Here is a 26239-nt window from a genome sequence, read left to right as displayed (position 1 = left end):
GGCCGTGCCACTATTTAAAAGTACAATCAGATCATGCAGTTAATCTGTTACTGATTTCGGTGAATGGAGTGAATGGTCTGTAACAGACCATTTGGTCAAAAATGGCTGCACAACCAGCAGGCAGGCTGCCCGCTAAAAGTGCAGTGCGGACGGGAACCGGGAAGCAGGCGCGGCTCGCTTATAAGCAGCACATGGGTGAACAGGAAAAGCGGATCGGCCGGCAGAGGAACCGGTGGGGCAGCGCGCCGCGTCGAGTGGCTGCAGCGAACCGTCGAGCGGGGTAGGAGTGCGCCGGGCGATTTGCTATGATTCCGCGAGTCCCGTGGAAAAAGGAGTTACGGTGAATTCTGTTGATAATGTTCCGACAAAAACGGCCACGCGCCGTTCCCGTGCGGTAGCCGCCAAACGCACGGCGATCCTCGCCGCCGCGCTGGAGTTTTTTTCCCGTTTTGGCATCCACGGCACCAGCCTCGATAAGGTTGCAGAGCGTGCCGACGTCTCTAAGACCAATCTTCTTTACTACTTTCCCTCGAAAGAAGCGCTCTACATTGCGGTTCTGAAAGACCTGCTCGACGTCTGGCTGGCACCGCTGCGCGCGCTGCGAGCCGACCAGCAGCCGCTGGAAGCGATTCGTGACTATATCCGCCTCAAGCTGGAAGTCTCGCGCGATCATCCGCAGGCGTCCCGGCTGTTCTGCCTGGAGATGCTGCAGGGCGCACCGCTGCTGAAGGCTGAGCTGGCCGGCGATTTACGTCATCTGGTGGAAGATAAAGCGCAGGTGATTGAAACCTGGGTGGGGCAGGGCAAACTGGCGGCGGTCGAACCGCACCATCTGATCTTTATGCTGTGGGCAACCACCCAGCACTACGCCGACTTTGCCAGCCAGGTGGAAGCGGTGACCGGCAAAACGCTGGCGGATGAGGACTTTTTTGCGCAGACGGTGGAAAACGTGCAGCGGATGGTGATCGAAGGGATTCGGGTACGGTAATCAGAGGCCGGCAGATGCCGGCCTCCCTGAGCTATCAGGCTTTTTTACGGTTGCGCATAAACCAGCCAACGGCCAGCAGCAGGAACCACAGCGGCGTGACCATCAGCGCCTGGCGGGTATCATCCTCCAGCGTCAGCAGCACGATGACAAAGGCGAAGAACGCCATGCACACCCAGCACATCAGCTTACCCAGCGGCATCTTATAGGCAGACTCAGCGTGACGCTGCGGATGCTTTTTACGGTACGCCAGATACGAGCAGAGGATGATGGTCCAGACGAACATAAACAGAATCGCCGACACGGTGGTCACCAGGGTAAAGACCGTCATCACGTTCGGGATCAGGTAGATCAGCGCTACCCCACCCAGCAGGCAGAAGCAGGAGAAGAACAGCCCGGCGGTGGGAACCGCACGGCGGGACAGCATGCCAAAACGGCGATGCGCCACGCCCTGCTGCGACAGGCCATACAGCATACGGCTGGTAGAGAAGATACCGCTGTTAGCCGATGACGCCGCCGAGGTCAGCACCACAAAATTAACGATGCTGGCCGCGGCCGGCAGGCCAATCAGCACAAACATCTCCACAAACGGGCTGCGATCCGCCACCACCTGGTTCCACGGCGTTACCGCCATGATCACCAGCAGCGCCAGCACGTAAAACATAATGATGCGCAGCGGAATGGCGTTTATCGCGCGCGGCAGCACCACGCGCGGGTTGTGAGTTTCAGCCGCCGCCGTTCCCACCAGTTCGATACCCACAAAGGCAAACACCGCGATCTGGAAGCCGGCAAAGAAGCCGCTCAGCCCTTTCGGGAACATACCGCCGTGATCCCAGATATTGCTCAGCGCCGCATGGCCGCCGCCCGGTGAAGGGTAGTGCATGGCCACCAGCACAATGCCGGTCGCGATCAGCGCGACGATGGCGACGATTTTGATAATCGCGAACCAGAACTCCATCTCACCAAACAGCTTCACCGTGGCGATATTCAGCGACACGAACACCACAATACACAGCAGGGCGCTCATCCACACCTGGAACCCGGGGAACCACAGCTGGAAGTAGGAGCTGATCGCTACCACGTCGGCGATGCCGGTCACCACCCAGCAGAACCAGTAGGTCCAGCCGGTAAAGTAGCCGGCCCACGGGCCAAGCAGATCGGCGGCGAAGTCGCTGAATGACTTATATTCGAGGTTAGAGAGCAGCAGCTCGCCCATCGCACGCATGACGAAAAACAGCATAAAGCCGATGATCATATAGACGAAGACGATCGACGGACCGGCAAGGCTGATGGTTTTGCCCGATCCCATAAACAGGCCGGTGCCGATAGCACCGCCGATGGCGATCAGCTGAATATGACGGTTATGCAGACTACGCCGGAGTTCCACCGGCGCGTCTTCAGAGGGCGCGGCCTCTTTGAGTTGGTTTACCATAACGGGTTCCTGTCCTGTAATAACGAGTAAGCTCTGTTGGCTTTTCCTTGATCTGACGATGCCAGACATAAGTGACATAACATAATGTACTTAAGTCGTTACTGACTAATTCTTTTTAGCAATAGTGACGGCGACTGCGAAAGCCTGGTCCGTTACCACGGCTTTGGAGCTTAACGTAAAAAAGCGCCGGAAAGCGCAAAAAATGGAGCTAAACTGGAATCGATGCCTGTATATGAACATAAATCCGGCGCTGGCCGGTCTTCTGATGCGGCGGAGGAGCGATGCGCTGGCTCGTTACGCTGACCTTACTGGCCGCCCTGGCAGGGGGGGCCGCTATACTCTGGCCGCAGCTGCCGCCGTGGTGGAACCCGTTCGCTCCGCTGTCGGTCAGCGATCCTCCGACGCTGGTTACGCGTTATAAACTGCAAAGGCTAAGCAGCGATGCGGCCTGTATGGACGTGATGGCGAGGGCCCGCGAAGCCGGACTGGTCAGTTACAGCCGGCCTGGCCGTTCCGCGGGCAACTGTCCACTGGACGATCCGCTGCGCATCACCGGTTTCGGTGACGTGCGGCTCAGCGGCAGTTTTCTCAGCAGCTGCCCGCTGGCGGTCAGCAGCACCATGCTGGTCAGCCAGACGCTGCGGCCGCGTGCTCTCAGCGAACTGGGGTCACCGCTGGTGCGGATCGAGCATCTTGGCAGCTACGCCTGCCGCAACATTTACCATCGGGCACAGGGGCGGCTCAGCGAACACGCCAGCGCTGACGCGTGGGACCTGAGCGGGTTCCGGCTGGCAAACGGCCAGCGCATCGACGTGTTGCGCGAATGGCCGCGGGAGACCCCCGAGGGGCGCTGGCTGAGGCAGGTGTTCAGTGAAGGGTGCGTCTGGTTTGGTAATGCGCTCGGGCCGGAGTACAACGCTGCGCATGCTAATCACTTTCATTTAGGCATGCGGGGTTTTAATCTGTGCCGCTAGTCAATGGCCGGACCAGCGTGCGGCGTGGGCGCTGCCGCTAAAGTCCGTTATTCAGGCTGGCTTATCAATCTTCAAAAAACCAAACTTTTCGCATTTTAAAGTAAAGTTCTTACTTATCATTGTATTAAATCATCGAGTGAAGGGGGTTGGGCGCATAAAATGCCATTTATGATAAATTTGCAGTAACAAACCTGGACTTAAAACTGCACGTAAGCGGGTCAAAATTATTGAATAGTAGTAGGAAAAATCCTATTCTTGTTATAGGTGATTTATCAGTATCTCTGTTCTGTTATTGCTGACGTGAGTGAATGCGGATGATACAAGGAGTAATGATAACCTCAGGTATTATTCATTCCTTAATTGAGGGTTCATTGATTACCGATCTGAATCAGGCAGAGGAAAAAGATCATCTTCTGCCTGTAATTGATTGCCCGGCGTTAAAATTCATCTTTAAAATTAATTTTCTTGCCATTAGCGGTGTGGGCGGTTCCCCGGCGGTGGTGGCAAACCGGGCGAGGATGTTCCTGGCTCCATTGAGGCATTGATGACTGCTGAGAACTATTTCAGTTGGCGAAACGAAGCGTATTCAGCCTTCGGTCAGGGCGCTGACGTTGCTCAGATTACCCGCGTAACAGAGCAGCAAATGCGCGAGATGGAATTCGATTTTTACGCGCTGTATATTCGGCAACCGGTGCCATTTACCCGGCCCAAAACGTTTCTTTACACCAATTATCCGCAGGCGTGGCTGGACTATTATTTGTTGCACGCGTTTTATGATCAGGATCCGGTGTTAAAAATTTGTCATCAGCCCGGCGAGCTGTGGGTATGGGATGAGACTCTCCCAGACAGCAATTCACGCGTGTTTGAGGCGGCCAGGCAACACGGCATTTATGCGGGCGTTTCGGCGTCCGCGATGGCAAAAAACAGGGCCATCGGTATATTGTCATTCTCGTCGGCGAGCAGCAAAAGAGAGGTCGTGCTGACCACCGAGCTGGAGCTTAAACTCAGGTATTTGCTGGATCTGTTTTTAACGGCATTAATCCGACTGAACGATATTTCCATGTCATCGACAAAACTGGAGCTGAGTAAAAGAGAGCTGGAGATTCTTAAATGGACGGCTGAGGGGAAAACGTCGATGGAAATATCTCTGATCCTCAGTATTTCGTTGAATACGGTTAATTTTCATCAGAAAAACATGCAAAAACGATTGAATGCACCGAACAAAACGCAAATTGCATCTTACGCCGCAGCTATCGGATTAATATGAAATGAAGTTGCAACTACTAACTTTAGTAGTTTCGTATTACCAATCGGTTGTCTACCCTGCGACAGGGGTAGCAACCCTGCGCGAACCGTTTAAACGGAATACATGAGCGAAAGCGACAGGGGAGCAGAGATGAAAATTATTCAGACCAGACTGAGGGATATGCCCTCATCGTTACTGGCCGAACTGGGAAGTTACCGCTACAGCGTTTTTGCCAGCGGCCAGGGCTGGTCAATTCCCTCCCGCCTCAGTACGCCGGGCCAGGAATTCGATCGCTACGATCGCTCCGAAGTGGTGTGGCTGATTGCCTGGTCAGCCCAGCACGGCATCTGCGGCTGTGCGCGGCTGATGCCGTGGCAGGATCCTGACCGTCACCGCATCCTCGCACCGGGAGAACACCCTCTTGCCGAAGGGCAGCGGGTCTGGGAGATGTCCCGCTTCTCCGCGCGTATGGAGATCGATGCGGAGCTGCCGTTAACTATCCTCTGGCATGCTGTACAGTTAGCCAGCCAGTCCGGCATCGATCTGCTGTTCAGCGCGGCCACCCCCCTGCTCGAAAATCTGTTCGACGCGCAGCGCGTGCAGTTCGATCCTCTGCCGCCGGGCATTATTCAGTCTGAAGACAACCTTTTTGCGGTAAAAATTCCGGTGGAGCAGCCGCATCTGGCGGAAAAATTCCACGGCGCCCGACGCTTCAGGCCGGAAGAGGTGCTGCCGACCCTTGGCGTTTCCGCCAACTGGGGGCAGCAGGTGCAGTGAGGTTATCCCTGCCACCTCGACCATAAGGTAATCAGCAGCCAGGCTGCCACGCACCAGCAGCAAACGGCGGCGAGCAGCGCCCAGGGAAGCCGCATCAGCGCCACGAAATACCACAGCGAAATCAGGTACGCCAGATAGGGAAGAACGGCCCACATGCCGAAAATCAGCGTGGCACGCAGTGCCTCAATGCCGCGCTCGCTGGCAACGATATAGTGGGCGATCAGGGCAAAAGTCGGAAACAGCGGGATCAGCCCTGCAATGTAGTAGTGGCGGGTACGGGCCAGAATGCCAATCAGCACCACCACCAGCGCGCCGACGGCGGCTTTAATCAGTAAACCCATGATGATCTTCGTCAGGTAAGGGAAGGCAGATACCGTGCCATTCAGCACGGTATCTGAGGCAGCGTTACTGGCGGAAGGCGACTTTAATCTGTTTCACCGTATTGCCCAGCACTTCAGCCTGCTCGGCGTCTTCCAGCTGGGCGATGTAGCGTTCCATATTAATGATCACCTTACCCGCATCAGCCTGGCCAATCGATTTCAGCATCAGGGTCACTAACTGCTTCAGACAGGTGACTTCGTGGGCCAGGGTTTTAGCATCATCGCTGGTTGAAAAATCAATCTGACTCATAATCGCTCCTGAAAATCATAAAGAAAAACAGGTTTCTGGCCGCGCGGCCGTCTGCCTGAAAGTGTTAAAAGCATACCATACTCTGCAGGAAAAAAATCGCGTGACGCGTTGGCCTGCTTCAGGATGCCTGGCGTGGAGAATCTGGCGTTTACCTGCCTGCCTGTCGCCACTGAATGATGTGACTAAAAATGCAAAAATTGCGCAAAAGCTGAGCATGTTATTGCCGTTACGCATAATAAAAACTCATGGATTAATAATCATCTAATTGATTAGTATAGTTTTTATTGATTCTGTTTGTCGGCGCTTTACTGAGTTTTTTATGGTAGCTAAAAAAGATTTCTGGAAAGGGATAATTATTATTATTACTTTTTTTCATGTCTGTTAAATAAACGTTTGCCTTAATGTGGCTATTATTTCTGTTCTTTCGTCGCCGGAAAAGGAGTAACATAATCAGCCTGCCTGTGTGACTAATCGTTACCTGCCTCAGCCATTTAGGGAGTTCCGTTTGATAAGCGTTTTTCTCGTTGATGACCATGAACTGGTACGCGCTGGGATTCGTCGTATCCTTGAGGATATTAAAGGTATCCAGGTAGTCGGTGAAGCCAACTGCGGTGAAGATGCCGTCAAGTGGTGCCGCGCTAACAACGTTGACGTGGTGCTGATGGATATGAACATGCCCGGGATTGGCGGGCTGGAAGCGACGCGCAAGATAATCCGCTACACGCCGGACAGCAAAATCATCATGCTGACCATCCATACTGAGAACCCGTTGCCGGCAAAAGTGATGCAGGCCGGGGCCGCCGGGTACCTGAGTAAAGGTGCCGCGCCGCAGGAAGTGGTCAGCGCGATTCGTTCAGTGAATGCCGGGCAGCGTTACATCGCCTCAGATATTGCGCAGCAGATGGCGCTCAGCCAGATTGAGCCGCAAAAGGCGGCCTCGCCGTTCAGCTGTTTGTCGGAACGCGAATTGCAGATTATGCTAATGATCACCAAAGGGCAGAAAGTGACGGAAATTTCCGAACAGCTCAGTCTTAGCCCGAAAACGGTTAACAGCTATCGCTATCGCATGTTCAGCAAGCTGAACATCAGCGGTGACGTCGAGTTGACCCACCTGGCCATTCGTCATGGTCTGTACAGTACGGAGCCGTAAATCAGTAGTGAGTGATGTGTTTGATGCTAAAACGTTCCTGAAAACCGTCACCAGCCAGCCGGGCGTGTACCGGATGTATGATGCCGAGGAAACGGTAATCTACGTCGGAAAAGCGAAAGACCTGAAAAAGCGTCTTTCCAGCTATTTCCGTGACAATCTCGCCAGCCGTAAAACCGAAGCGCTGGTGGCCCTGATCCGTCAGATTGACGTTACGGTCACCCATACCGAGACGGAAGCGCTGCTGCTCGAGCATAACTACATCAAGCTCTACCAGCCACGCTACAACGTGCTGCTGCGTGACGATAAGTCCTATCCCTATATCTTTCTCAGCGGTGACGCGCATCCGCGGCTGGCCAGCCATCGCGGCGCTAAACATGCCAAAGGCGAGTACTTCGGCCCGTTCCCTAACGGCTACGCCGTACGGGAGACGCTGTCACTGCTGCAGAAGGTGTTCCCGGTGCGCCAGTGTGAAAACAGCGTTTACCGTAACCGAACACGCCCCTGCCTGCAGTATCAGATTGGCCGCTGCCTGGGCCCCTGCGTGGCCGGCCTGGTCAGTGAAGAAGAGTACGCACAGCAGATCAACTACGTGCGGCTGTTCCTCTCGGGTAAAGACGATCAGGTGCTTAACCAGCTGGTTGCCCGCATGGAACAGGCGGCGCAGGGGCTGCGCTTTGAAGAGGCCGCGCGGCTGCGGGATCAGATCCAGGCGGTGCGTCGGGTCACCGAGAAGCAGTTTGTCTCCAACCAGGGCGACGATCTTGACGTAATTGGCGTGGCATTCGAGTCCGGTATGGCCTGCCTGCACGTGCTGTTTATTCGTCAGGGCAAGGTGCTGGGGAGCCGCAGCTACTTCCCCAGGGTGCCTGGCGGCACCGAACTGGCGGAAGTGGTACAGACCTTCGTTGGGCAGTTCTACCTGCAGGGCAGCCAGGCGCGTACGCTACCCAGCGATATCCTGCTGGATTTCACCCTGCCAGAAAAAGAGCTGCTGGCCGATTCGCTGACCGAACTGGCCGGGCGCCGGGTGACGATTCAGAACAAACCGCGCGGCGACCGCGCGCGTTACCTGAAGCTGGCGCGCACCAACGCCGCCACCGCGCTGGTGACCCGGCTGGCGCAGCACTCTACTATTCATCAGCGGCTGGAAGCGCTGGCGCAAACGCTGAAACTGCCGCCGATTAAACGGATGGAGTGTTTCGATATCAGCCACACCATGGGCGAGCAGACTATCGCCTCCTGCGTGGTGTTTGACGCCAACGGCCCGCTGCGCAGCGAATACCGTCGCTACAACATTAACGGTATCACCCCTGGCGATGACTACGCGGCAATGAATCAGGTGCTGCGCCGCCGCTACGGTAAAGCGCTGGAGCCGGGCAAAATCCCCGACGTGGTGCTGATCGACGGCGGTAAAGGGCAGCTGGCGCAGGCGAAAGAGGTGTTCGCCGGGCTGGAGGTGGAGTGGGACAAACACCATCCGCTGCTGCTGGGCATCGCCAAAGGCACCGATCGTAAAGCCGGGCTGGAAACGCTGTTCCTCGAACCGGAAGGGGAGGGGTTCTCGCTGCCGCCGGACTCGCCGGCCCTGCACGTGCTGCAGCATATTCGTGACGACTCTCACAATCATGCAATTACCGGCCACCGCAACAAACGCGCAAAAGTGAAGAACACCAGCTCGCTGGAGACCATTGAAGGGATTGGTCCTAAACGTCGGCAGATGCTGCTTAAGTATATGGGGGGCCTGCAACCGCTGACGAATGCCTCGGTGGAAGAGATAGCGAAAGTCCCGGGAATTTCTCAGGCACTGGCCGAAAAAATCTTCTATGCGCTGAAACACTAAGCATTGCAACACCCGGTGCAATGTAGGAACATAGAAACAAATTCGACTCTGTCCAAACAGTTAGCGTAATTATGCCACTAAATATTCCGACCCTGCTTACCCTGTTTCGCGTAGTGTTAATCCCATTCTTTGTGCTGGCATTTTACCTGCCATTTCAATGGGCTCCGCTGGTCTGCGCGCTGATCTTTATCGTGGCCGCGATCACCGACTGGTTTGACGGCTTCCTGGCGCGCCGCTGGAAACAGACCACCCGCTTCGGCGCATTCCTCGATCCGGTTGCCGATAAGGTGATGGTGGCCATCGCGCTGGTGCTGGTGGCAGAGTACTTCCACTCCTGGTGGATCACCCTGCCGGCGGCGACGATGATCGCCCGTGAGATCTTTATTTCTGCGCTGCGCGAGTGGATGGCAGAAATCGGTAAACGCAGCAGCGTGGCGGTGTCGTGGATCGGCAAGGTCAAAACTACCGCGCAGATGCTGGCGCTGTTTGCGCTGCTGTGGCGGCCGAATGCGCTGATTGAGGGCGTTGGTGTGGTGGCGTTGTACATTGCTGCGGTGCTGACCTTCTGGTCGATGTATCAATATTTAAGCGCCGCGCGCGGCGATCTGTTCGAAGGATGATCTAAGCGGTTCAAAAAGCAGCAAACAGATGCAAAGTAAGGATTATTTTATTGACTCAGTTCGCTATCTCAGTAGAATGCAACGCATCGAAAGGCAGCACGGTTTGCCAGGCGAAAGCAGCAGTCAACGTCAGCAAGTAAGACGTTGAAAGCTAAGCGGGAATAGCTCAGTTGGTAGAGCACGACCTTGCCAAGGTCGGGGTCGCGAGTTCGAGTCTCGTTTCCCGCTCCAGATTAGTTCAGCAGAGAAATTTCTCTGATGACAGCAGAATTAAGGCGCGTTGGCAGAGTGGCCATGCTACGGATTGCAAATCCGTCTACCTCGGTTCGACTCCGGGACGCGCCTCCAATTTATTCCCATGCCCAGATGGTGAAATCGGTAGACACAAGGGATTTAAAATCCCTCGGCTTATGGCTGTGTGGGTTCAAGTCCCACTCTGGGCACCATCTTCGCACTACCGATTAAAACGAATAAAAACAAGCAGTTGAATGATGTCGTAACCGCCCCTTAAAGGCGGTTTTTTTGTTTCTGCGAGTCCTTTCATAATATCCCTTCATAATATTATTTAAATTTTCTGCCCTCCAACCACTGGAACCACCGCGATCTTCCTGTCGTAGCGTGCCGTTTGCTCAACATTTTTGTGTCCCGAAATGGCTTGTTTTTCATACAGCGTGCCTGATAAGTCTGATATGCCTTTAGCCTTCAGGTCATGAAAGGTGAAATCAAAATCAACGTCCGGGAACGCTGCTTTGGCATCCTGTTTCGCTTTCAACCAACGGCTGTTAAATCCATCGCGCGTATATTTACTGCCAGAAGGTTGATGGATCACATACAGGCTGCTCATTCCCTTTTTCAGGGGAAGCCCCGCACCGGCCTTAATCGCGGCTTCAAGCCGTGGGCTCCAGGCTTTAATCTGGGCCACGCTAGTCTTGCTTTGCTTAATCAGAATCCCTTCCTCGATCAGCTGGCCTTTTTTCATCTCCAGCACATCCGCTTGCCTGGCACAGCACAGGTAAGCCAATTCCATAGCTACCTGAACGATCGCCGGTGAAACGCTGTAGAGAGCTGCATACTCGGCATTGGTGATGTACCTGTCTCTCGCCACTTCCTTAAACTGTTTAACCCCCTTCGTTGGGTTGCCTTTGACCATTCCGCGCTCATAACCCCACCGAAAGACCCTCGATATGAAAGCCTTCTCCCTGTTAGCCTGAGTGCGACTTTTCAGCCCGCGCTTATCCATGTACTTACGGATATGCTCAGGTCGTATTTTATCTGGTGGAAGTTGTCCAAACACGGACAGGACCTTGATTGAATACTTCCTGTAGTCTTTTTGCGTTTCTACAGACAACTCGAAAAAATCAGCAGAAGAGAAAAAACGCTCTGTTAATCCGGCGAAAGCATCCTCGTCGCGCCTGTCGTTGATAAGCGCCTCATAAGCCGCCCACACTTGTGACTGTGTGCTTGTAATGTCACAAAGGCGTATAGTTCCCCCGTTCCTAGGCTTAAACTCAAAAGCTGACCTGCCACGATATGTACGGGGTGGCATCCACAAGTCTTCTTTGTTCGCTCTTACTCTTGGCATTAGTTATCCAGTGCACCAAAGTTCGGTTCGATGTCGTCGTCTGTCCGGGCTTTTCTCATCGACAGTGGATCGTTGAAGTGATGCCAGGTGGTGCGTGGCCGACCATCGCGCCGTGTAATGAAAAAAATACCCGCTTCACGGAGGCACTCACATTGCTTTGATGGGATTTTATATCCGGTCAGCACAACGATATCGGCATCAGAAATGATGTCGGACTCCCCTGGGTGGGCATGTGAACTTTGGTTCATGGTTATCTCCCGAGCCTGCTGCAACAGGTTGAAAATGATTAGCGTGACATGTCACACGGTTAACTTTAATTCGTACCCGCTGCGCATAACCCAGCATGCCGCTTCACCCTTAAGAGGGCAGTTGTTCACTGGCAGCTGATCGCCACACCGCGAGCAGCGTTTCTTTCGAATGATCTGGAACCGGCTTCTGACTCTGGCATCGTCCTGGCGGATAAGCAGGGCGATATACTCGGTCATGTCGTAAGGGGGCCGGCCTGGCCGCCGTGTGGCGCAGTTACTTTTGAGCATTGCAAGTTCCTGCTGGTCGAGTTTCAGCTCCAGCTTCTTAGTGCCGGTGGCGTTCTGCCGCGCCCGCTGCGCAGCTTTACGTTCTGCTGGTGGTTTAGGCATGCTCAGACCTCCAGTGAATATTGAACATGCAGCTTGTCGCGCTGTTCACAGTAGATAAGAGCGCCTGCGCTGTTGTGCGCTTCGATACGCTCAACCAGCAGCGCTGCCCTTGTATCTTTCGACTGAGGCGAATAGGTGCCACGCCATTTGCTGTCTATACCAATGTTACGCGCCACGTTAGTACTGTCGGCGCTTGCTAAAGGCAACTTGGTGAAGATGAGCGGGTTAAGCATCCGCAGGCCGTGGAGCTTACAGACTGGTTGCCCATATTCGTCGGTTACATGCCGGATAAGGTCCTTCATGCGGGACACCGCCAGCGATGGCCGGCGGACGTCATACTCTCCGCAACTCCCGATCGCCACTCTCGGATATTCATTGCAGAGCCTGACGAATCGCTCATCGCTTTCGTTCATATGCCAGACTGGTGCACCAAAGAATTCCCCATGCGGCCACTCGTCGAGCAAGGCCTCGTTCTCCGCTTCGCCACCGTCGATCACGTCCGGGATTATGGCGAAGTCAAAGCCGGGATGATTCATCCAGCGTCTCACGAAGGCGTAATAATCAGACCAGTCAATTTTGTTCTTTCCAGCTGCTTTCCAGACGGTGAATGCGCCATTATCCAGCGCGAACGACTGGCAAAACTCGGAGGCCAGCGGCAACTGGCCGGGGTGCGCAAAAGATATAAATGCATGACGACCGCGCCAGGCTTTCAGCGCGGCGGTATCGGGCGTGATCGGGCCTCCGTGATAATGGATCACTCGCTACCTCCCGGCGAAGAATGAAGAATTCGCCGCCCCCAGCCCTCATTGCTGACGTTGGCGTAATACTCAGTCTCACTCACTTCAAGCCACTGCTGCCACTCTTCGCTGCCGTCGAGCTTACGTATCTGGTAGACCTTGCCGGGTGCGTCCTGCAGCTCCAGCGCGATGCGGGCCAGCGCCTGAACCTCGCCAATAGTGGCTACAGGGTAAATGTCATCGCCAGTCATCAACTTCAGACGCTCCCGGCTGAACTGCTCAGTCAGATGTTTCATGTTCCACCTCCCACTTAATCCCGGAGGCGTCAAGTGCTTCAATCACTCCCTTCAGATTAACCCACCCGCCATCGCTGTTGGATGCCATAACCGCAGCATGATTGCCAAGCAGGCTGCTGACTTTAGGCTTAAACCTGGCTGGCAGCTTAACCACCGGAATCGGCTGGCAGCCCAGCGCTTTCGCAGCGTCGCGGCAGGCGTTCCATCCCACACACTCAGCCAGATTTCGAATGTCTTCCGAGTCTTTGCTTTGGTGGTCTAAGCCATCTAGGGAGCACTCCGGCGGCAGCGCTGCGGGCTGAGCGGCCAGATAGATTGGCAGCGTCTGGTTGTACTCACCGGTTTTCGGCGTTGCTGACCAGCTCCCGCCAGATTTAACGCCGCGATATTCCTTGAGGCAATCGGGATCGATATAACCTATCGGTTCACCAGTTGCAGCATCCCGGCGCGCCAGCTGCACCGCCTGCTCACTATTGCGCAGCAGTGCCTTCCCCAGCTTATCCTGAGTGTGGCGTAACAGCGCCTGCGCTTCCTCCAGCTGGTGGGATAGCTGCATCATGCCGTTGTGCTGCGTCTCTGGAATACGGTCAGCGAGGTAATCGACGTTCTGCTGTTTGGCAGCTACTTCGGCCTGTAGGTCGTTGACGATCGCCAGGAATGCCGCGGGGGTTACAGCTTCTGCGAAGCTCAGGTAATTAATTTCCGCTTCACAATAGTTGCGGTCTTCTTCAAACGCATGTGGCACAGGGAAGCTGCCAGCGGCTGCTTTAATCGCCAGGTCTTTCAGTTTGTTCAGGTCAATATCTTTCATGGCTGCCCATCCTCCACGCGCTTAAACTCAACGACCCACACCCACGGGTTAGCCTGCCAGCTGTCTACGCCGTAGATTGAACTCCACAGCTCCTTGAATCGAATGGTTGCAACCATGCCGCCTGTGTCTCGCACCACCCCTTCTGTAGGATGTGAATACCACCGAATTGGCGATAACCCTTCAGATACTGCGTCTGGTTCACTGATGCTATATAACCGCTCCACCCGAACGCCGGTAATCTCCAGCGTTATACGGCTGGCCCAGCGCGGCATGTGGATGGATGGGCGCCAGCGGAAAGGCACATGCACATCGCTTTCAGGGCTGTAGATTCCGCGCACTCCATCTACGATTTCAATATCCCGACGGCGGTCGTCATTTGCTGCATACCAAACGCGATCGTTGGGATAATAATTCGCAAAGTCTTCACTCCACGTCTCACGCACCCACAGGCGATCGCCTGGCTGGCCGAACGGGCATGCTGGCAGCGCGGAATAAGGTAACGAGCCAGTCGGCAACCACCAGTCATGAGTATGGCGATTGTGCTTTTTGACTCCGGCAGGTTTAACGCTCCACACTTCGCCAGTGCGCTGACCTTTAACGATCCGCCGCGTCTGAGTTTTACGCCCATCCAGAATGGCGCGTACCATTTCGGCGTTGAAGATGATCCCGCGCTCACGCATGGCTGATATCCTCGTTTTCACGCCCTAAATAGGAGAGAGAAGTAATAGCCTCAACCTTAAAATTGAGGCCGCTATTTACCAGTTTTTTCAGCCTATTCAGATCATCTTGTGAGGTAATCCGATACTCCAGCTGAGCAATGCCCGACAAAGTTGAATTACCCCGAGCGGCACAATAGTGGTAGATGTAGCGGTTCATGGGTGCGCCTCGCTGGTGGCCGGAATAAGACGCTGCCAGATAACTGATACGTATTGCGCCTGATGGATAGCATCGGCCAATGCATCGTGGCGTTCGCCGGTGAATGGAGTATCACGCTTGGGGTCGATACCAATCTGCCGCCCGAGTTCAACCATAGTGCGCACATCCCGGTCAAACCAGAACGGCCAGAAAGCAGGGTGCCCGATACGCTGATAAGCGGAGCGCAGGATCACGTTATCGAATGAAGCGCCGTTGCCCCAGACCTGCACATTCCGCGCGGTGCTGTGCTCGTTAACAAAGATGCTCAGCTCATGGAGAACGACCAGGATACTTTTCGTTGCACAGGCGATAACTGCGCGCGCTTCGCTGGACTGCTGCAGCCACCAGATAACGGTATCGGCATCCATCGCTGCGCCGTGGGTAGTTTCACTCGCCAGCAGGACAGGGGAGGAATACTGCGCACCGATCTCACCGGTGGCCGGATCAAAGAAGACGGCACCCACGGCCACGATAGCGGCGTTTGGTTTATTGCCCATCGTTTCGAGGTCAATCATTATGTGGTTCATGGCTGTTCCTGTTTTCAGGCTGCGCGAATCCCTTGCCGAGGTGGCAATAATTCAGCAAACCGAAGTGTTTTAAATTGGCTGGTGGGCGCTGCAACGCGCCACAGCCGTGTTTCTCCCGCGAAGTATGTGCCGTCAGGAGTTGAGCCTGCATCGGGTAAGGAGCCCGATCACCACCGGGTGCGACACAACAGAGAGGGCTTTGAGCGGGGCGCTCAGGTGGTTGATTAGGCCATTCCTGAGCGTTGCCCTAACGGTTTTGGTCATCCTGGCTTGGTTATCGCCACCGCTTATTGGATTGTTACTATGGGTCAGGTTAATCAGCCCTGGCCCTGTGACCCCTCTCAAAGCTCTCTCTGTTGTGTGCCACACTCACGCAGTGGCCTCGGCTCTTTAACGTCACTTGAGCTTGGACATCACTCGCCGTTTTTGTGGGTCCATTTAGCTTTCGGTCCAATATGGATCATGGCCTCTTCGCCGAACCGCCACACGACTCTGGATTCTGGTGGCCCTTGCGGGAATCTAACCCGCCTTACTTCGCTTATGAGGCGACTACATTCACAGACTGTGCAAAGGGCCGAATATTGTTGCGGTAGCCGGTGCTCCTCGCCGTTCACGTGCGCTGGTTTAGCCACCGTTCGAGACGGGTTTGTTATCCAGCGACTTCACCCGACGTCAGGGTTGATTGCCAGCCCTAACCATGCCTGCGCATTCACCACAACAGGAATGCCACTCTTTGAGAGGGAGAAGATTGGGTTATGAGCCCGTTTCACCCGAATGGCATTGCTGTTGTGAGCTGAGTAAAAAGGACGGTTAGCAAGGCCTGATGGAAATCACTCTGGATCGGTGAAACCCTGCCAACCGTCAAGACTACACACAGCATTCGCAAAACAGTGCCTGGTTACTTCTCCACCTCAGGCTGCGGTGGTATCTTGGAGTTCTCACACAACCAAGAAGAGAAAAATCAATGGCTAGGCCTTTATCAAAACTGTTCATTGGAATAAAAGAGAGAATTGCTAAAGTCAAGGGTGTAAATATTTCTGATTCAACAGAAAATGACGATGTAGCTCTTCTTTACAACAGGGCAATCCTCTTGTTTTCGTTGGACATCATACTTGAGGAGCACCGTATAAATCATTCATCTATATTTAATCCTCAAAAAAACAAAGACACTATTCACCATCTTATACTTAAAAAATATGGCTGGACCCTCAACGAAATTGAATCCTTATCACTTGAACAGTCTTTGTTTGTCCTGCAAGAAAACTTGCGCTTAGATAATCTTCCTGAAGATGCAAAGAAGTATCTTCATGGTATTAATGCTCATTCTTACAGGCGTTCATTTGATGACATTTTGGATCTGGAGTGGGATCCTGCTTTTGGTCAACAAACTCTATCGCCGCAGCAATAGTTAGGCTTTCAATCTGTTCATTCAGAAGAGCGAGGCTTTTTTCCAGTTCAGTTTTTTCGTACATAGCTGACTTTAAAAGCCTCATATTCGCCACTTTGCTTCCCATCCAGCCGAACAGCTCATCGTTAGTAAGATCGCTGGCGATGATCTGCGGTTCATGCATCTGCTGCTGAACATCTGACATACTCAACCCTCTCTTTGCATCCAGTGTGGTGCGATGAGTAAAATCTAAGTTAATTTAGTTTTTTGGTCAAGCGTAAAAGCTAAATTAATTTAGATTTGATTTTTTGGCGATGTGTTAGGTAGGTGGTTAGGCGCGCATGTTCCTTCGGTGCTCAACAACAACGCCCACTATGCGTACTTCTACCGTAAGTGAGTTGATGGTTGCATAGTCATCATTCAAAGGGACTAGCTCAAAAATGTCCTCTCCATTCTCACTGGTGCCGCGAGACCGGTAGCGCTTGAAGGTTGCCTCATCGCTGCCGTTCTTGGCGATAACAAACTCACCAGGCTTAGGGTAAAGGTCAGGGTCCACGACGATCACATCGCCTTCCTTGAACTCTGGCTCCATCGATTTACCTTTTATCTTTAAGGCGAACGTGCCCATAGAGTGTGGTTCGGTGGTAAGGACGAAGTCAGTGAACCCTTCACGGTTCATGGCGTCAGTCTCAGATGTCCAGTATCCGGCCTGCACCCAGCTTATGATCGGAACCTGCATTGCCCCCATACTGACGGGTGAAACATTCGATTTATCCTCCTTCCCAGACATCAGGAAGCCCTCAGTTACACCAAGATATCGGGCCAGTTTGGTGAGTGAAACCCCGCGCGGTTCATTCTGATCCTTCTCCCAATACCCCACGGTGACATCAGATACGCCAATCGCATTACCCAACTGAGCCTGAGTGAATCGACGCTCTTTACGAAGCGCTTTTAATCGACTGCCAAACGTACCCATTCGTCTTATCCCTAATTTAGAAAACTAAATTATCTTAGTTTTATTTGACCTAAATTAGGTTAGGTAATATTATCTAAGAAAATTTAGGAGGAGCTATGACAACAGAAGAGTTAGAGCGGTTTTTTGGTTCACCGAGCAAGGTTGCCGAGTTCTTCGGTATCTCTCCAGAAGCCTTCTATCAGTGGCGCAAACGCCCTGGTGGATTGATTCCAAAAGGCAGGGCAGCCGAAGCAGCATTCAGGACATCGGGGCAGCTCAACTTCAAAGCATCACTTTACCAAAAGCAAAGCGCCGCCTTATAGGCAGTTCACTACCAAAAGGAGAAGGAAATGGTGGATTTACAGAAGCTCGTTATCCAGACCTGCAGAGAAAGCAGCCTTACCAACACTCAGATCGCCGATCAGCTGGGCCTGTCGTTCGGTGAGTTTAACAACCGCCTGCACATGAAAAACGGCACTCGCTTCTTCGATATTCAGCACATGGACGCTCTGCAGCGCGTTGTGGGCTATCCGTTCCTGGCTGATTACTTCGCTGCGCAGTTCGGCATGTTGGTTATCAGCAACCCGGTTCAGGAAGACATGGACAACGTTGAGCTGTTCAGCATTCAGATGCGTGCGGAAGCGGCGCGGGGCCAGATTGCCCAGGCAAAAATCGACGCGGAGGAAGACGGTATTGTTGATCGCCATGAGCTGCGGCACATCGCGCGTCAGGTGGTCAGTTCGATGAAGTACACGGCAAAAGGCTTTCTGGCGTGGGCTGCGTTACACGGTGTTCAGGGTGATGCGGTGGAATTGATGACCAGCAGAAAAGTTGAGAGCCACCAGGTTGCAGCCCGTGGCTCTCGGTGCGTTTAACTCTTGGGAGAGACAACACATGAACAGTTTACTCGTAAACGCCGGCATTCCGCAATTGCGTGTTAAGGCTCTTGCTGGTGGCCGTTTCGTCTATGGAACAAAGATACCGGGACAGACCGGCGTCAACAACTACCAGAAGGTTTTGCCGCGGGTAGGTGTGATCTACCTGTGGGCACGGTTCAACCTTCTGGCAAAGAGCCGGGGTAAGTCGTGAGCGTCAAATTATCTTCCTACGTCTGGGACGGCTGCGCCGCCTCGGGCATCAAAGACACGAAGCTTCTGGTGATGGTGCGCCTGGCTGACTGGTGCAACGATGACGGCGTGTGCTGGCCGAGCGTTGAGACTATTTCCCGTCAGACTGGCGCGGGCATCAGCACCGTTCGTACCGCGATTGGTGAACTGGAAAAGCTTGGATGGCTGAGCCGCAAGCAGCGCCGGATCGGCAACCGTAATGCCTCAAACGTCTACCACCTGAACGTTGCGAAGCTGCGTGATTCTGCTGCCCGCGCTCAGGCTCCAGTTTCTGACCCGTCAAAATCTGAACGTTCAGAATCTGACGCATCAGAATTCGACGGTTCAAAATCTGACGCGTCGAAATCTGGCAAAAATAACCAGTTTGACCCGCCAGAATCTGGGGGCGATCCGTTAGTAAATTCAAAACATGACCCGTCAGATAAAAAAACTCTTTGTCAGCCTCCTGCGGATGCCGACCCCGAAGTCGTTTTGACTGACTCTGCGAAAGAGGTTCTGGCTCATCTGAACATGGTTACCGGTTCACGGTACCAGGTCAGCAAATCATCGCTGGAGAATATCCGGGCCCGTCTGGGCGAAGGCTTTGAGACTGGCGAACTAATCCTGACCGTCGACTACCTGAACGCCAAGTGGTCAGGCGATCTGGACATGGCCGAATATCTGCGACCTGCAACCCTGTTCCAGCCTACCAAGTTCCCCGGCTACCTCTCTGGTGCTCAAAGCTGGCTGAAGGCTGGCCGTCCGAAGTGCGTGAACGGGAAGTGGGTCAAGGAGGGTGGTGAGGTAATCGGTGGTGACAGCGTCGATGTGACCGAGCGTGACGCCGCCTACCGCCGTTTTATCGGAAGCGGCAGACCACTGAAAAACCCCAGCCAGCTTGAGCTAACCGTCAAGGCCGAGGCCAGCAAAGCGGGCGTTCGTGGGATGCGTGCAGATTTCGCGGTCAGCCGCTGGAACAGCATCTGGAAAGAGTGCGCCCGGCGCACGGCGGGAGGGAAAGCAGCATGAATATTCGTGAAATGGCTATCGAGTACGTCCGTAAACACCCTGGCTGCACGTCGCGTCAGATCGCCGATGGTGCAGGCATCTCCCGCCGGCTGATTCAGCCGCTGATGGCCGAGCTGTTCGCCGCTGAGTCAGTGGTCCGCGATGCGCCGAAGGGCCAGCCGTTTGTGTACCGTATTCCGGACGGCAGCGAGCTGGCGAACCTGAACAAAGAGTACCTGGCCTACCCCTGCAGGCGATGGAGCTGGAGAAAAAACAGCTGTGGCGTCGCGCTGCCCGCGTCTGGCTGCTGGCTATGGACTCAACCCGCAACGAGGCTGCCCGCGATAAAGCCGCCGCCCGCCGGGAGCAGTGCATTGCTTACGGCTGCACCACCGGACGGCGCTGGGATGACCTCAGCAGTTCGATCGCTTCGGTATCCGTCCCTGCGCTGGACGTCTGGAGCGGCTGGTGAAAAGCAAACTGCTGGCGCGGCTTAAGCGCGACGAAATTATCTGCCACGGCATCCGTCTCGGGTGCGTTCTGCTGGTACTGACCTTTTTAGCTTTGGCGATGGAGATGGTAAGCAAATGACTTCACTTTCAGTAGTACACAAAAACCGCGAAGAATCCGGCACTGACATTGTTCCCCGTAAAATCTGGTATGCGGCCGTTAAAGAGTTCTACGTGGAGCCTGGCTACAACATCCGTGAAATTGACCCGGAGCACGTCAAAGAGTTTCGGGATGCTTTCATCGCTGGCGACGAAGTACCGGCTTTGCTGGTCCAGGTGACTGAGAAGGGCCTCAAAATTGTAGACGGCCACCACCGCTACTACGGTGCACTGGCCGCTATCGAGGCTGGTACCGATGTTCCCCGCCTTGAGTGCAAAGACGCGCCAAAAGGTTCTGAGGCTGATCGTATCGCGATCATGGTGACCAGTTCTCAGGGTCGTGCGCTGCTGCCGCTGGAGCGTGCCGGTGCTTACCAGCGCCTGATGAACCAGGGCTTTACCGAGGCTGAAATCGCCAAAAAGGTTAAGCGTTCAGTGGCAGACGTTGAGCAACACCTGCAGCTGCTGGAGTGCGGCGACAAGTTGATCGGGATGGTGAAGGCGAACGAGGTATCGGCCACGACTGCAGTATCCATGTCCCGTGAGTTCGGCACCAAAGCTGGTGCGGTGGCAGAGCAGAAGCTGGCCGAGGCCAAAGCGTCAGGCAAAAAGAAACTGACCAAATCCGCAGCCATGCCGCAGTTCAGCGCAGTCAAATCCCGCCGCCTGGCAGAACTGCTGGTGGATGCTGAATTCGACCTGTCAGCCGACGGCAAGAAGGCGCTGGTGGTACGTGAAGAGCTGGCCGACGAAATCAACGCTATCCTGGAGGAATACCGTAAGGGTGTTAAGAGCGATCCGGTTGCGCCGGTAACTGACGACACCCTTACCGAAAAAGCCTTACCGCTGACCAAAGCCGACATCATCAGCGAAAGCGGCCTGACCGTATGGGCCTGTGCAGCAGCTGCGTTCGGGGAGAAAGACGAATTTTCGTTTAGCGAATCCCGTTACGCGCACACCTGGGCAGCTGACTCGGTAGAAGCGCCGGAGTGCCTGATGGTTCCTGCCGAGACGATACAGAAGGCGATCAACCTGATTAGCCAGGCTGGTGATCAGCTGCAGATTGAAGAGTGGGTATCAGCGAAGCTGGGTGACCTGCCATATCGCCAGACGGCCATCGAGCGCATTACTCAGGTTTACGAAGAAAGCCGCGCTGAGTGGACCGCTGTAGCCGAGTTCCTGTCCTTGATTGAGCGCACCGGTAACCACACCTGGACAAACATTCGTGAGCTGCGTGCTGACGTTAAGCGGGTTATGGGCGAAATGGTTGGGGAGGCGTCGGCATGAAATACGGCCTGATTTATGCCGATCCGCCGTGGCAGTACGGGAACACTATCAGCCGCGGTGCGGCTGGTAACCACTACAGCACGATGTCACTGACTGAACTGAAGAGGCTCCCCGTGTGGGAGCTGTCAGCCGATAACGCTGTCCTGGCGATGTGGTACACCGGCACTCATGACGAGGAGACCAAAGAACTGGCGGCGGCGTGGGGATTCGATGTTCGTCAGATGTTCCTGTTCACCTGGGTGAAGTTCAACGCGCTGGCCGAGCAGCGCTTCAACCGCGCGCTGGAAGAGCAGACCATCCACGACTTCGACGACCTTCTGATGATGCTGAACGCTGAAACGCGGATGAACCCCGGCAACTACACGCGGGGCAATCAGGAATCGGTGCTGGTGGCCGTCAAGGGGAGAGGGCTGGAACGCGTCAGTGCATCGGTGAAGCAGGTGATTTATTCCTGCATGAGTCAGCACAGCACCAAGCCAGCGGAGGCCCGTTACCGGCTTGAGCAGCTTTACGGAGATGTGCCGCGTATTGAGCTGTTCGCCCGCCGTCCGGCAGAGGGCTGGCATATCTGGGGTAACGAGTGTGACAGCAGCGTGCAACTGATTGGAGGGAAAGCTCTGAGCTCCCATCAATGACAGGGGAGGGATTAACCACGAATGATTAGATTGCAGCGCCTGGCGTCCCAAAGGTGCCGGGCTTCACGAATGTGATTGTCGCCATAATCAACGATCCCTTTTTTTTTCAGGGATTCGGATATTAGAACTACCGCATTTGTCACCCCAAACTGCTGATAGAAAAGCGCGAAGTCGGTAGCGAGTTTATCGGGATGTGACTGGTAGGAAAGCAACATTTCATCAGGGATATTTTTTTTATAAATGATAAGAGCCAGTGCCAATGAGTCCCTGACATTTTCACCATTTGAGTCAAGTCCGTGACCTTCGCCAGCGAGCCCTGCGCATTCGAATACGGCCTGCATTTTTTCAAGTTTAACTGGCGTTTTAGTGGCAGCAAACGCAGATGCGTTCAGCAATAAGAGGATGGCGGTAAAGATTTTTCTCATGAATTACTCAAAGGTTAACTTTCTAATTGATATGTGAATTTACTGATTCAGGTGAGATAAGTCACCACTTTAATGGAGATGAGAATTGCTTAATTTAATAATGCCATTCCCGCCCAGCGTTAACGGCTACTGGCGCTCCGTCAAAGGGCGGGCGCTGATCAGTGAGCGTGGCCGCAAGTTTCGGGTAAACGCCATAGCCGCAGTGTACGAGCAGCTGCGCCGCCGCCCACAGGCGATCACCCACGACATCGAAGTGCACGTAATTCTCTATCCACCCAATAAAGCGAAACGTGACTTGGACAACTTTCAGAAGGCGCTGTTTGACGGCCTGACCCATGCGGGCGTGTGGGCAGACGACAGCCAGATAAAGCGGATGCTGGTGGAGTGGGGGAGCGTGACCAGTCACGGTAAGGCGGAGGTAACGATCAGTGAATTTCATCGATAAAACAAGGAAGTCAGGTTGTGATGGCAGGGCCGAGCATGTGCATTTGATCAGTGGTTCCAGTCGTTTGCAGACACTGGTTCCTGAACACTAAATTGGGAGAGAACAATGAATCAGTTACTCGTAATTGACGGCGTTTCTGTACGCCAGGATAAAGCAGGCCGCTACTGCCTGAACGACTTACATCGCGCTGCTGGTGGAGAGACAAGGCACAAGCCCGCCTTCTGGCTCAGGAATGAGCAGATTGAACAATTGGTGACCGAGTTGCAAAAAAGCAACTCGCTCCCTGTCGAGGTTATCCGGGGCGGCAACCAGCAGGGCACCTACGTCTGTAAAGAGCTGGTTTATGCTTACGGCATGTGGATCAGCCCCGCCTTCCACCTGAAAGTTATCCGCACCTTTGACGCCATCGTGACAGGTCACGCTAACCACTCAGCGCACGATATGATGCAGGCGGGCGTAACACTGCTGGGCTTTATGCGGAAAGAGCTGAACCTGTCTAATTCATCCGTCCTGGGTGCATGCCAGAAGCTTCAAACCGCAGTTGGCCTGCCCAACCTCGCCCCGCAGTACGCGATAGACGCCCCGGATGGTGCTGTTGACGGTTCAAGCCGCCCGACATCCTCCCTGACTACGCTGTTACGTGAGAGCGAATTCGCAGTAAATACCAATGAAGCTTATCGACGCCTGCAGCAGCTGGGTATCGTTGAGCGCCTGTCCCGCCCCAGCAACTCCAGCAGGGCGCTAAATGGCCGTAAAGAGTTCTGGTCGATCACCGCAAAAGGGCTGCGCTACGGCAAGAACATGACCAGCCCAGGCAACCCGCGTGAAACACAGCCACATTTCTACACCTCCACGAAAGCAGAGCTTATCCGCCTGATGATGGTTTCCACTAAGGGGGCCAGATGAGAGCCATCCTGACCCCGTACCGGGTGGACCAGCTGGGAACGGTCCTGCTTAAACCCGGCAGCGATGCCATGCCCCTGTTTTATTCTGGCCGTGTGCTGATCAGTACGCTGCCGGAGTTTATGCAGACCCTGCCAGCTGGTCGCGTTCGTGATGCTGCACAGCCGCTGCTGGACGATCCCGACGTCGTGGCGTTTCTCTCTGATGCGAAGGTTATCGAGGCTGCCGGTGGTATGGAAGCGCTCAGCTGGTGGCTGATGGGGTCTGATGGCTGCCAGCACAACACGGACGATCACAGCCATGGTAAGACGACCCTGCGCGCGGGTAATGGAATGGTTCGCCTGTGCTTCCAGTGTGACAACCTGCTGCGCGAACAGGAGCCCAGCGCCGAACTGGAGGCTACGGGTAACAGTAACGCCGCTGAGTGGGTGCTGTACCGCATGTGCAACGCATTCCAGATGCCGGAAGGGCACCATGTCACCCTGCCGGAGGTGGCGCTGTGGGCTGCAATGAATAACGTAGCCAGCCTGATGCCTGACACGCTGTCCCGCCGCGTTCTGCGACTGCCGTCGTTACCGGCACCGCGCGGAACTCTGAAAGAGTCCGCTATCAACCACGAACCGCCGGCCACCGAGATGCTGACTGAGAAAGTCGCTCAGGTAGTTGAGCTGGCCGTCGACCCGGAGACCCCTGAATCTTTCCTGCTGCGACCGAAGCGCCGCCGCTGGGTAAACGATAAATACACCCGCTGGGTGAAGAAAGAACCCTGCCTGTGCTGTGGCAGACAGGCAGACGACCCACACCACCTTATCGGCTACGGCCTGGGTGGTATGGCAACAAAGGCGCATGACCTGTTCGTGATACCGCTTTGCAGGGCGCATCACGATGAACTTCATGCAGACGTAAGGGCGTTTGAAGAGCAGTACGGCACACAGCCTGAGCTGCTGCTGCGCGTTCTGGACAGAGCCCTGGCTATCGGTGTGATTGCCACGGGTAAGGAAAACTTGGGAGAGAAGTGATGAATTTAGACGGCATTGAACGGTTTTTCGCACCGAAGGGAATGCACATTTCCGACAGCTCAAGAGCAACGGCCAGTGACAGCCTGAGCAGTACTGATGTGATGGCCGCGTTGGGGATGACACAGGCTAGTGCTGGTATTGGCCTCGCGCTTTATCTGGCGAAGGCGGGTGTGAGCGCTCATGACAAACAGGCGGCTATCTCCTGGTTGACCGAATCCGCCAAAGAACGGGCACCAAAAACCATTCGAAAAGCGGCAGGTAAGACGTTTCCGCTCTGTATGCGAGTCCTCGCAGAGTTCGCCTACAAGGACTATGCGCTGTCAGCAGAAGATAAAAGCGAATGTGGTGATTGCTGCGGTAAGGGTTTCCACTCGAAGGAGTCGATGGTCACCAAAAGCCACTATGCAATGCGGCTGCCTCAGTGGGCTAAAGACATGAAACAAAGCCCGTCTGATTTCGAAAGATTCCGTGAGGTTAAGGTAGTTGATCAGGTGCTGTGCAAGAAGTGCAACGGGACAGGGCAGGTCAGTAATCGCTGCCGCTGTAATGGTACGGGTAAGACGATCGACAAAAAGAAAACAGAACTGCAGGGGCTTCCGGTTTACAAGAAGTGTCCGCGCTGTGATGGCCGTGGCTTCAGCCGTCAGAAGTCGTCAGTGGTTTACCGGGTAATTTTTGAAACCCTGCCATCGTTACCTGACCGCACCTGGCGGTATAACTGGAAACCCTTCTATGAGTCTCTGGTGACGCTCTGCTATCAAGAAGAGAGTTACACTGACCGTCAAATCAAGAAGGTTACAGGTCAGCAGGGTGTAATATAAATTATAACTTATCCCATCATGATGCTTGCAAAGTTTGCCATTTTTGGATATATTTGACATCAATGATGGGATTTTAGAATCTTTAACCATGTCAAGTGAAGTTTCACATCATCAATCTTGGGCGCAGGAGTGCTCTAATTTGAGGGTCTTTTATGATCGAGCAAATTACTGCAACTCATTACCTCAGTTTTTATGACAGCCATTCCAACGTAAAAGTATATCCGGTATATGCGCTTGGCAATCCCAATCCTGATGGGGATGGGCACCTTATGTTTTCTACCGTAAAGGGGCATGTGAGATTTTATTTGCCTAAGCGTTTATTTGAAAATCTCCCGACTACTGAAGAAGATGCCTCGAAGAGAAAAGCTCTTCCCCTGCCTTATAAGCTGACTCAGATAATTGGTCGAGGCACACACTTCTAGTCATACTATGACTTGCGAGTTTTAGAAGCAGAGGTCGCCATTCGGCGGCCTTTTTTTA

General features: G+C 54.1%; 36 protein-coding genes and 4 tRNA genes. 25 read left to right on the top strand and 15 right to left on the bottom strand.

Features of this window, described 5'->3' with window-relative positions; genetic code table 11:
• Nucleotides 1-340: 340 nt before the first annotated feature.
• Complete coding sequence (gene rutR / locus ASF13_RS12760) at nt 341-988, top strand: HTH-type transcriptional regulator RutR (protein ID WP_056236787.1); 648 nt, start codon at nt 341-343, stop codon at nt 986-988.
• 34 nt (nt 989-1022) lie between these two features.
• Here rutR and cycA read toward each other — a convergent pair whose 3' ends face one another.
• A complete protein-coding gene (cycA, locus tag ASF13_RS12755; RefSeq protein ID WP_056236785.1) occupies nt 1023-2417 on the bottom strand; it encodes a D-serine/D-alanine/glycine transporter in 1395 nt (464 codons plus the stop codon).
• A 281-nt stretch (nt 2418-2698) separates the two neighbouring features.
• Between cycA and ASF13_RS12750 the strand changes: the two genes are divergently transcribed.
• From ASF13_RS12750 to ASF13_RS12735, 4 genes are all read left to right on the top strand, one after another.
• Nucleotides 2699-3391, top strand: coding sequence for an extensin family protein (locus ASF13_RS12750; protein WP_056236783.1), 693 nt, complete (start codon nt 2699-2701; stop codon nt 3389-3391).
• Between the two features lie 314 nt (nt 3392-3705).
• The gene (locus tag ASF13_RS12745; RefSeq protein WP_162237196.1) at nt 3706-3936 is read left to right on the top strand and encodes a hypothetical protein; all 231 of its coding nucleotides are present in this window, start codon (nt 3706-3708) and stop codon (nt 3934-3936) included.
• Nucleotides 3936-4658: a transcriptional regulator SdiA gene (gene sdiA / locus ASF13_RS12740; protein WP_056236780.1), complete on the top strand. Its 723-nt coding sequence runs from the start codon at nt 3936-3938 to the stop codon at nt 4656-4658. Before ASF13_RS12745 ends, sdiA begins: the two co-directional genes overlap by 1 nt.
• Nucleotides 4659-4787: 129 nt before the next feature.
• Nucleotides 4788-5414: an acyl-homoserine-lactone synthase gene (locus ASF13_RS12735; protein ID WP_056236778.1), complete on the top strand. Its 627-nt coding sequence runs from the start codon at nt 4788-4790 to the stop codon at nt 5412-5414.
• A 2-nt stretch (nt 5415-5416) separates the two neighbouring features.
• Here the strand turns inward: ASF13_RS12735 and ASF13_RS12730 are convergent, their stop codons facing one another.
• Nucleotides 5417-5755, bottom strand: a complete 339-nt coding sequence (locus ASF13_RS12730; RefSeq protein WP_056236776.1) for a GlpM family protein — start codon at nt 5753-5755, stop codon at nt 5417-5419.
• A gap of 64 nt (nt 5756-5819) precedes the next feature.
• Nucleotides 5820-6044, bottom strand: a complete 225-nt coding sequence (locus ASF13_RS12725) for a DUF2594 family protein (RefSeq protein ID WP_056236774.1) — start codon at nt 6042-6044, stop codon at nt 5820-5822.
• Between the two features lie 505 nt (nt 6045-6549).
• On the opposite strand from ASF13_RS12725, the gene uvrY reads away from it, so the two are divergent.
• The 6 genes from uvrY (at nt 6550) to ASF13_RS12695 (ending at nt 10100) form a co-directional block, all read left to right on the top strand.
• Nucleotides 6550-7194, top strand: coding sequence for a UvrY/SirA/GacA family response regulator transcription factor (uvrY, locus tag ASF13_RS12720; protein WP_056236772.1), 645 nt, complete (start codon nt 6550-6552; stop codon nt 7192-7194).
• A gap of 7 nt (nt 7195-7201) precedes the next feature.
• A complete protein-coding gene (gene uvrC / locus ASF13_RS12715; RefSeq protein WP_056236770.1) occupies nt 7202-9034 on the top strand; it encodes an excinuclease ABC subunit UvrC in 1833 nt (610 codons plus the stop codon).
• A 71-nt stretch (nt 9035-9105) separates the two neighbouring features.
• Nucleotides 9106-9654 (top strand): CDP-diacylglycerol--glycerol-3-phosphate 3-phosphatidyltransferase, encoded by a 549-nt coding sequence (gene pgsA, locus ASF13_RS12710; RefSeq protein WP_056236768.1) that lies wholly within the window; start codon nt 9106-9108, stop codon nt 9652-9654.
• 155 nt (nt 9655-9809) lie between these two features.
• Nucleotides 9810-9885: transfer RNA gene (locus tag ASF13_RS12705), tRNA-Gly, on the top strand.
• 43 nt (nt 9886-9928) lie between these two features.
• Nucleotides 9929-10002, top strand: a tRNA-Cys gene (locus ASF13_RS12700).
• A gap of 12 nt (nt 10003-10014) precedes the next feature.
• Nucleotides 10015-10100 (top strand) — tRNA-Leu (locus tag ASF13_RS12695).
• Nucleotides 10101-10219: 119 nt separating this feature from the next.
• Here ASF13_RS12695 and ASF13_RS12690 read toward each other — a convergent pair.
• From ASF13_RS12690 to ASF13_RS12650, 10 genes are all read right to left on the bottom strand, one after another.
• Entirely contained in the window at nt 10220-11236 is a 1017-nt protein-coding gene (locus ASF13_RS12690; protein WP_056236766.1) for a tyrosine-type recombinase/integrase, read from the bottom strand.
• On the bottom strand, nt 11236-11484 hold the full coding sequence (locus tag ASF13_RS23585; protein ID WP_072166375.1) for a DUF4224 domain-containing protein: 249 nt from the start codon (nt 11482-11484) through the stop codon (nt 11236-11238). Before ASF13_RS23585 ends, ASF13_RS12690 begins: the two co-directional genes overlap by 1 nt.
• A gap of 51 nt (nt 11485-11535) precedes the next feature.
• The gene (locus ASF13_RS12685) at nt 11536-11874 is read right to left on the bottom strand and encodes a hypothetical protein (protein ID WP_056236764.1); all 339 of its coding nucleotides are present in this window, start codon (nt 11872-11874) and stop codon (nt 11536-11538) included.
• A gap of 2 nt (nt 11875-11876) precedes the next feature.
• Nucleotides 11877-12632, bottom strand: a complete 756-nt coding sequence (locus ASF13_RS12680) for a hypothetical protein (RefSeq protein WP_056236762.1) — start codon at nt 12630-12632, stop codon at nt 11877-11879.
• Nucleotides 12629-12907: a hypothetical protein gene (locus ASF13_RS12675; protein ID WP_056236760.1), complete on the bottom strand. Its 279-nt coding sequence runs from the start codon at nt 12905-12907 to the stop codon at nt 12629-12631. The genes ASF13_RS12680 and ASF13_RS12675 overlap by 4 nt, the downstream gene beginning before the upstream one ends.
• On the bottom strand, nt 12891-13718 hold the full coding sequence (locus tag ASF13_RS12670) for a hypothetical protein (protein WP_056236759.1): 828 nt from the start codon (nt 13716-13718) through the stop codon (nt 12891-12893). Before ASF13_RS12670 ends, ASF13_RS12675 begins: the two co-directional genes overlap by 17 nt.
• Nucleotides 13715-14398 carry a hypothetical protein gene (locus ASF13_RS23580; protein WP_072166374.1) on the bottom strand — a complete coding sequence of 228 codons (684 nt, stop codon included), beginning with the start codon at nt 14396-14398 and terminating at the stop codon, nt 13715-13717. The genes ASF13_RS12670 and ASF13_RS23580 overlap by 4 nt, the downstream gene beginning before the upstream one ends.
• Nucleotides 14391-14594, bottom strand: coding sequence for a hypothetical protein (locus tag ASF13_RS12660; RefSeq protein WP_056236755.1), 204 nt, complete (start codon nt 14592-14594; stop codon nt 14391-14393). The genes ASF13_RS23580 and ASF13_RS12660 overlap by 8 nt, the downstream gene beginning before the upstream one ends.
• Complete coding sequence (locus ASF13_RS12655) at nt 14591-15160, bottom strand: 3'-5' exonuclease (RefSeq protein WP_056236753.1); 570 nt, start codon at nt 15158-15160, stop codon at nt 14591-14593. Before ASF13_RS12655 ends, ASF13_RS12660 begins: the two co-directional genes overlap by 4 nt.
• Before the next feature lie 500 nt (nt 15161-15660).
• Nucleotides 15661-15736: transfer RNA gene (locus tag ASF13_RS12650), tRNA-Ile, on the bottom strand.
• Nucleotides 15737-16124: 388 nt separating this feature from the next.
• Between ASF13_RS12650 and ASF13_RS24350 the strand changes: the two genes are divergently transcribed.
• Nucleotides 16125-16568, top strand: coding sequence for a hypothetical protein (locus ASF13_RS24350; RefSeq protein ID WP_072166373.1), 444 nt, complete (start codon nt 16125-16127; stop codon nt 16566-16568).
• Nucleotides 16569-16878: 310 nt separating this feature from the next.
• On the opposite strand, the gene ASF13_RS12640 is transcribed toward ASF13_RS24350, so the two are convergent.
• Nucleotides 16879-17523, bottom strand: coding sequence for a LexA family transcriptional regulator (locus ASF13_RS12640; RefSeq protein ID WP_056236749.1), 645 nt, complete (start codon nt 17521-17523; stop codon nt 16879-16881).
• A 95-nt stretch (nt 17524-17618) separates the two neighbouring features.
• Here ASF13_RS12640 and ASF13_RS23570 point away from each other — a divergent pair, with 95 nt between their 5' ends.
• The 8 genes from ASF13_RS23570 to ASF13_RS12610 all read left to right on the top strand — a co-directional run bounded on the left by ASF13_RS23570 (nt 17619) and on the right by ASF13_RS12610 (nt 22146).
• A complete protein-coding gene (locus ASF13_RS23570; RefSeq protein ID WP_072166372.1) occupies nt 17619-17825 on the top strand; it encodes a Cro/CI family transcriptional regulator in 207 nt (68 codons plus the stop codon).
• 27 nt (nt 17826-17852) lie between these two features.
• A complete protein-coding gene (locus ASF13_RS12635) occupies nt 17853-18377 on the top strand; it encodes a YmfL family putative regulatory protein (RefSeq protein WP_056236747.1) in 525 nt (174 codons plus the stop codon).
• A 19-nt stretch (nt 18378-18396) separates the two neighbouring features.
• Nucleotides 18397-18591 carry a hypothetical protein gene (locus ASF13_RS12630; RefSeq protein WP_156365591.1) on the top strand — a complete coding sequence of 65 codons (195 nt, stop codon included), beginning with the start codon at nt 18397-18399 and terminating at the stop codon, nt 18589-18591.
• Nucleotides 18588-19637, top strand: coding sequence for a conserved phage C-terminal domain-containing protein (locus ASF13_RS12625; protein ID WP_056236744.1), 1050 nt, complete (start codon nt 18588-18590; stop codon nt 19635-19637). The genes ASF13_RS12630 and ASF13_RS12625 overlap by 4 nt, the downstream gene beginning before the upstream one ends.
• A gap of 235 nt (nt 19638-19872) precedes the next feature.
• On the top strand, nt 19873-20088 hold the full coding sequence (locus tag ASF13_RS24940; RefSeq protein ID WP_056236742.1) for a PerC family transcriptional regulator: 216 nt from the start codon (nt 19873-19875) through the stop codon (nt 20086-20088).
• The gene (locus ASF13_RS25185; RefSeq protein ID WP_255354444.1) at nt 20085-20207 is read left to right on the top strand and encodes a hypothetical protein; all 123 of its coding nucleotides are present in this window, start codon (nt 20085-20087) and stop codon (nt 20205-20207) included. The genes ASF13_RS24940 and ASF13_RS25185 overlap by 4 nt, the downstream gene beginning before the upstream one ends.
• A complete protein-coding gene (locus ASF13_RS12615; RefSeq protein ID WP_056236741.1) occupies nt 20204-21511 on the top strand; it encodes a hypothetical protein in 1308 nt (435 codons plus the stop codon). The genes ASF13_RS25185 and ASF13_RS12615 overlap by 4 nt, the downstream gene beginning before the upstream one ends.
• The gene (locus ASF13_RS12610; protein ID WP_056236739.1) at nt 21508-22146 is read left to right on the top strand and encodes an MT-A70 family methyltransferase; all 639 of its coding nucleotides are present in this window, start codon (nt 21508-21510) and stop codon (nt 22144-22146) included. The genes ASF13_RS12615 and ASF13_RS12610 overlap by 4 nt, the downstream gene beginning before the upstream one ends.
• 11 nt (nt 22147-22157) lie before the next feature.
• On the opposite strand, the gene ASF13_RS12605 is transcribed toward ASF13_RS12610, so the two are convergent.
• Nucleotides 22158-22571 carry a hypothetical protein gene (locus tag ASF13_RS12605; protein WP_056236737.1) on the bottom strand — a complete coding sequence of 138 codons (414 nt, stop codon included), beginning with the start codon at nt 22569-22571 and terminating at the stop codon, nt 22158-22160.
• 100 nt (nt 22572-22671) lie between these two features.
• Between ASF13_RS12605 and ASF13_RS12600 the strand changes: the two genes are divergently transcribed.
• From ASF13_RS12600 to ASF13_RS24345, 5 genes are all read left to right on the top strand, one after another.
• On the top strand, nt 22672-23016 hold the full coding sequence (locus ASF13_RS12600; protein ID WP_056236735.1) for a RusA family crossover junction endodeoxyribonuclease: 345 nt from the start codon (nt 22672-22674) through the stop codon (nt 23014-23016).
• Between the two features lie 105 nt (nt 23017-23121).
• On the top strand, nt 23122-23922 hold the full coding sequence (locus tag ASF13_RS12595; RefSeq protein ID WP_056236733.1) for a KilA-N domain-containing protein: 801 nt from the start codon (nt 23122-23124) through the stop codon (nt 23920-23922).
• Nucleotides 23919-24938 (top strand): DUF968 domain-containing protein, encoded by a 1020-nt coding sequence (locus ASF13_RS12590; protein WP_056236731.1) that lies wholly within the window; start codon nt 23919-23921, stop codon nt 24936-24938. Before ASF13_RS12595 ends, ASF13_RS12590 begins: the two co-directional genes overlap by 4 nt.
• Complete coding sequence (locus ASF13_RS12585; protein ID WP_056236729.1) at nt 24938-25759, top strand: antitermination protein; 822 nt, start codon at nt 24938-24940, stop codon at nt 25757-25759. Before ASF13_RS12590 ends, ASF13_RS12585 begins: the two co-directional genes overlap by 1 nt.
• A gap of 152 nt (nt 25760-25911) precedes the next feature.
• Nucleotides 25912-26181 (top strand): hypothetical protein, encoded by a 270-nt coding sequence (locus ASF13_RS24345; protein ID WP_156365590.1) that lies wholly within the window; start codon nt 25912-25914, stop codon nt 26179-26181.
• The last annotated feature ends 58 nt before the right edge of the window (nt 26182-26239 follow it).

It is taken from the genome of Erwinia sp. Leaf53, assembly GCF_001422605.1.
Lineage (GTDB): Bacteria > Pseudomonadota > Gammaproteobacteria > Enterobacterales > Enterobacteriaceae > Erwinia.
The sequence above is the reverse complement of the archived record's forward strand: the minus strand, read 5'-3'. Positions and strand labels throughout refer to the sequence as shown.

Bases quoted from the DNA above. Each gene is read 5' to 3' on its own strand.
- cycA (WP_056236785.1), bottom strand. From the start codon at position 2,417: ATGGTAAACCAACTCAAAGAGGCCGCGCCCTCTGAAGACGCGCCGGTG.
- ASF13_RS12750 (WP_056236783.1), top strand. From the start codon at position 2,699: ATGCGCTGGCTCGTTACGCTGACCTTACTGGCCGCCCTGGCAGGGGGG.
- ASF13_RS12745 (WP_162237196.1), top strand. From the start codon at position 3,706: ATGATACAAGGAGTAATGATAACCTCAGGTATTATTCATTCCTTAATT.
- sdiA (WP_056236780.1), top strand. From the start codon at position 3,936: ATGACTGCTGAGAACTATTTCAGTTGGCGAAACGAAGCGTATTCAGCC.
- ASF13_RS12735 (WP_056236778.1), top strand. From the start codon at position 4,788: ATGAAAATTATTCAGACCAGACTGAGGGATATGCCCTCATCGTTACTG.
- ASF13_RS12730 (WP_056236776.1), bottom strand. From the start codon at position 5,755: ATGGGTTTACTGATTAAAGCCGCCGTCGGCGCGCTGGTGGTGGTGCTG.
- ASF13_RS12725 (WP_056236774.1), bottom strand. From the start codon at position 6,044: ATGAGTCAGATTGATTTTTCAACCAGCGATGATGCTAAAACCCTGGCC.
- pgsA (WP_056236768.1), top strand. From the start codon at position 9,106: ATGCCACTAAATATTCCGACCCTGCTTACCCTGTTTCGCGTAGTGTTA.
- ASF13_RS12690 (WP_056236766.1), bottom strand. From the start codon at position 11,236: ATGCCAAGAGTAAGAGCGAACAAAGAAGACTTGTGGATGCCACCCCGT.
- ASF13_RS23585 (WP_072166375.1), bottom strand. From the start codon at position 11,484: ATGAACCAAAGTTCACATGCCCACCCAGGGGAGTCCGACATCATTTCT.
- ASF13_RS12685 (WP_056236764.1), bottom strand. From the start codon at position 11,874: ATGCCTAAACCACCAGCAGAACGTAAAGCTGCGCAGCGGGCGCGGCAG.
- ASF13_RS12675 (WP_056236760.1), bottom strand. From the start codon at position 12,907: ATGAAACATCTGACTGAGCAGTTCAGCCGGGAGCGTCTGAAGTTGATG.
- ASF13_RS12670 (WP_056236759.1), bottom strand. From the start codon at position 13,718: ATGAAAGATATTGACCTGAACAAACTGAAAGACCTGGCGATTAAAGCA.
- ASF13_RS23580 (WP_072166374.1), bottom strand. From the start codon at position 14,398: ATGCGTGAGCGCGGGATCATCTTCAACGCCGAAATGGTACGCGCCATT.
- ASF13_RS12660 (WP_056236755.1), bottom strand. From the start codon at position 14,594: ATGAACCGCTACATCTACCACTATTGTGCCGCTCGGGGTAATTCAACT.
- ASF13_RS12655 (WP_056236753.1), bottom strand. From the start codon at position 15,160: ATGAACCACATAATGATTGACCTCGAAACGATGGGCAATAAACCAAAC.
- ASF13_RS24350 (WP_072166373.1), top strand. From the start codon at position 16,125: ATGGCTAGGCCTTTATCAAAACTGTTCATTGGAATAAAAGAGAGAATT.
- ASF13_RS12640 (WP_056236749.1), bottom strand. From the start codon at position 17,523: ATGGGTACGTTTGGCAGTCGATTAAAAGCGCTTCGTAAAGAGCGTCGA.
- ASF13_RS23570 (WP_072166372.1), top strand. From the start codon at position 17,619: ATGACAACAGAAGAGTTAGAGCGGTTTTTTGGTTCACCGAGCAAGGTT.
- ASF13_RS12635 (WP_056236747.1), top strand. From the start codon at position 17,853: ATGGTGGATTTACAGAAGCTCGTTATCCAGACCTGCAGAGAAAGCAGC.
- ASF13_RS12630 (WP_156365591.1), top strand. From the start codon at position 18,397: ATGAACAGTTTACTCGTAAACGCCGGCATTCCGCAATTGCGTGTTAAG.
- ASF13_RS24940 (WP_056236742.1), top strand. From the start codon at position 19,873: ATGGAGCTGGAGAAAAAACAGCTGTGGCGTCGCGCTGCCCGCGTCTGG.
- ASF13_RS12615 (WP_056236741.1), top strand. From the start codon at position 20,204: ATGACTTCACTTTCAGTAGTACACAAAAACCGCGAAGAATCCGGCACT.
- ASF13_RS12610 (WP_056236739.1), top strand. From the start codon at position 21,508: ATGAAATACGGCCTGATTTATGCCGATCCGCCGTGGCAGTACGGGAAC.
- ASF13_RS12605 (WP_056236737.1), bottom strand. From the start codon at position 22,571: ATGAGAAAAATCTTTACCGCCATCCTCTTATTGCTGAACGCATCTGCG.
- ASF13_RS12600 (WP_056236735.1), top strand. From the start codon at position 22,672: ATGCCATTCCCGCCCAGCGTTAACGGCTACTGGCGCTCCGTCAAAGGG.
- ASF13_RS12595 (WP_056236733.1), top strand. From the start codon at position 23,122: ATGAATCAGTTACTCGTAATTGACGGCGTTTCTGTACGCCAGGATAAA.
- ASF13_RS12590 (WP_056236731.1), top strand. From the start codon at position 23,919: ATGAGAGCCATCCTGACCCCGTACCGGGTGGACCAGCTGGGAACGGTC.
- ASF13_RS12585 (WP_056236729.1), top strand. From the start codon at position 24,938: ATGAATTTAGACGGCATTGAACGGTTTTTCGCACCGAAGGGAATGCAC.
- ASF13_RS24345 (WP_156365590.1), top strand. From the start codon at position 25,912: ATGATCGAGCAAATTACTGCAACTCATTACCTCAGTTTTTATGACAGC.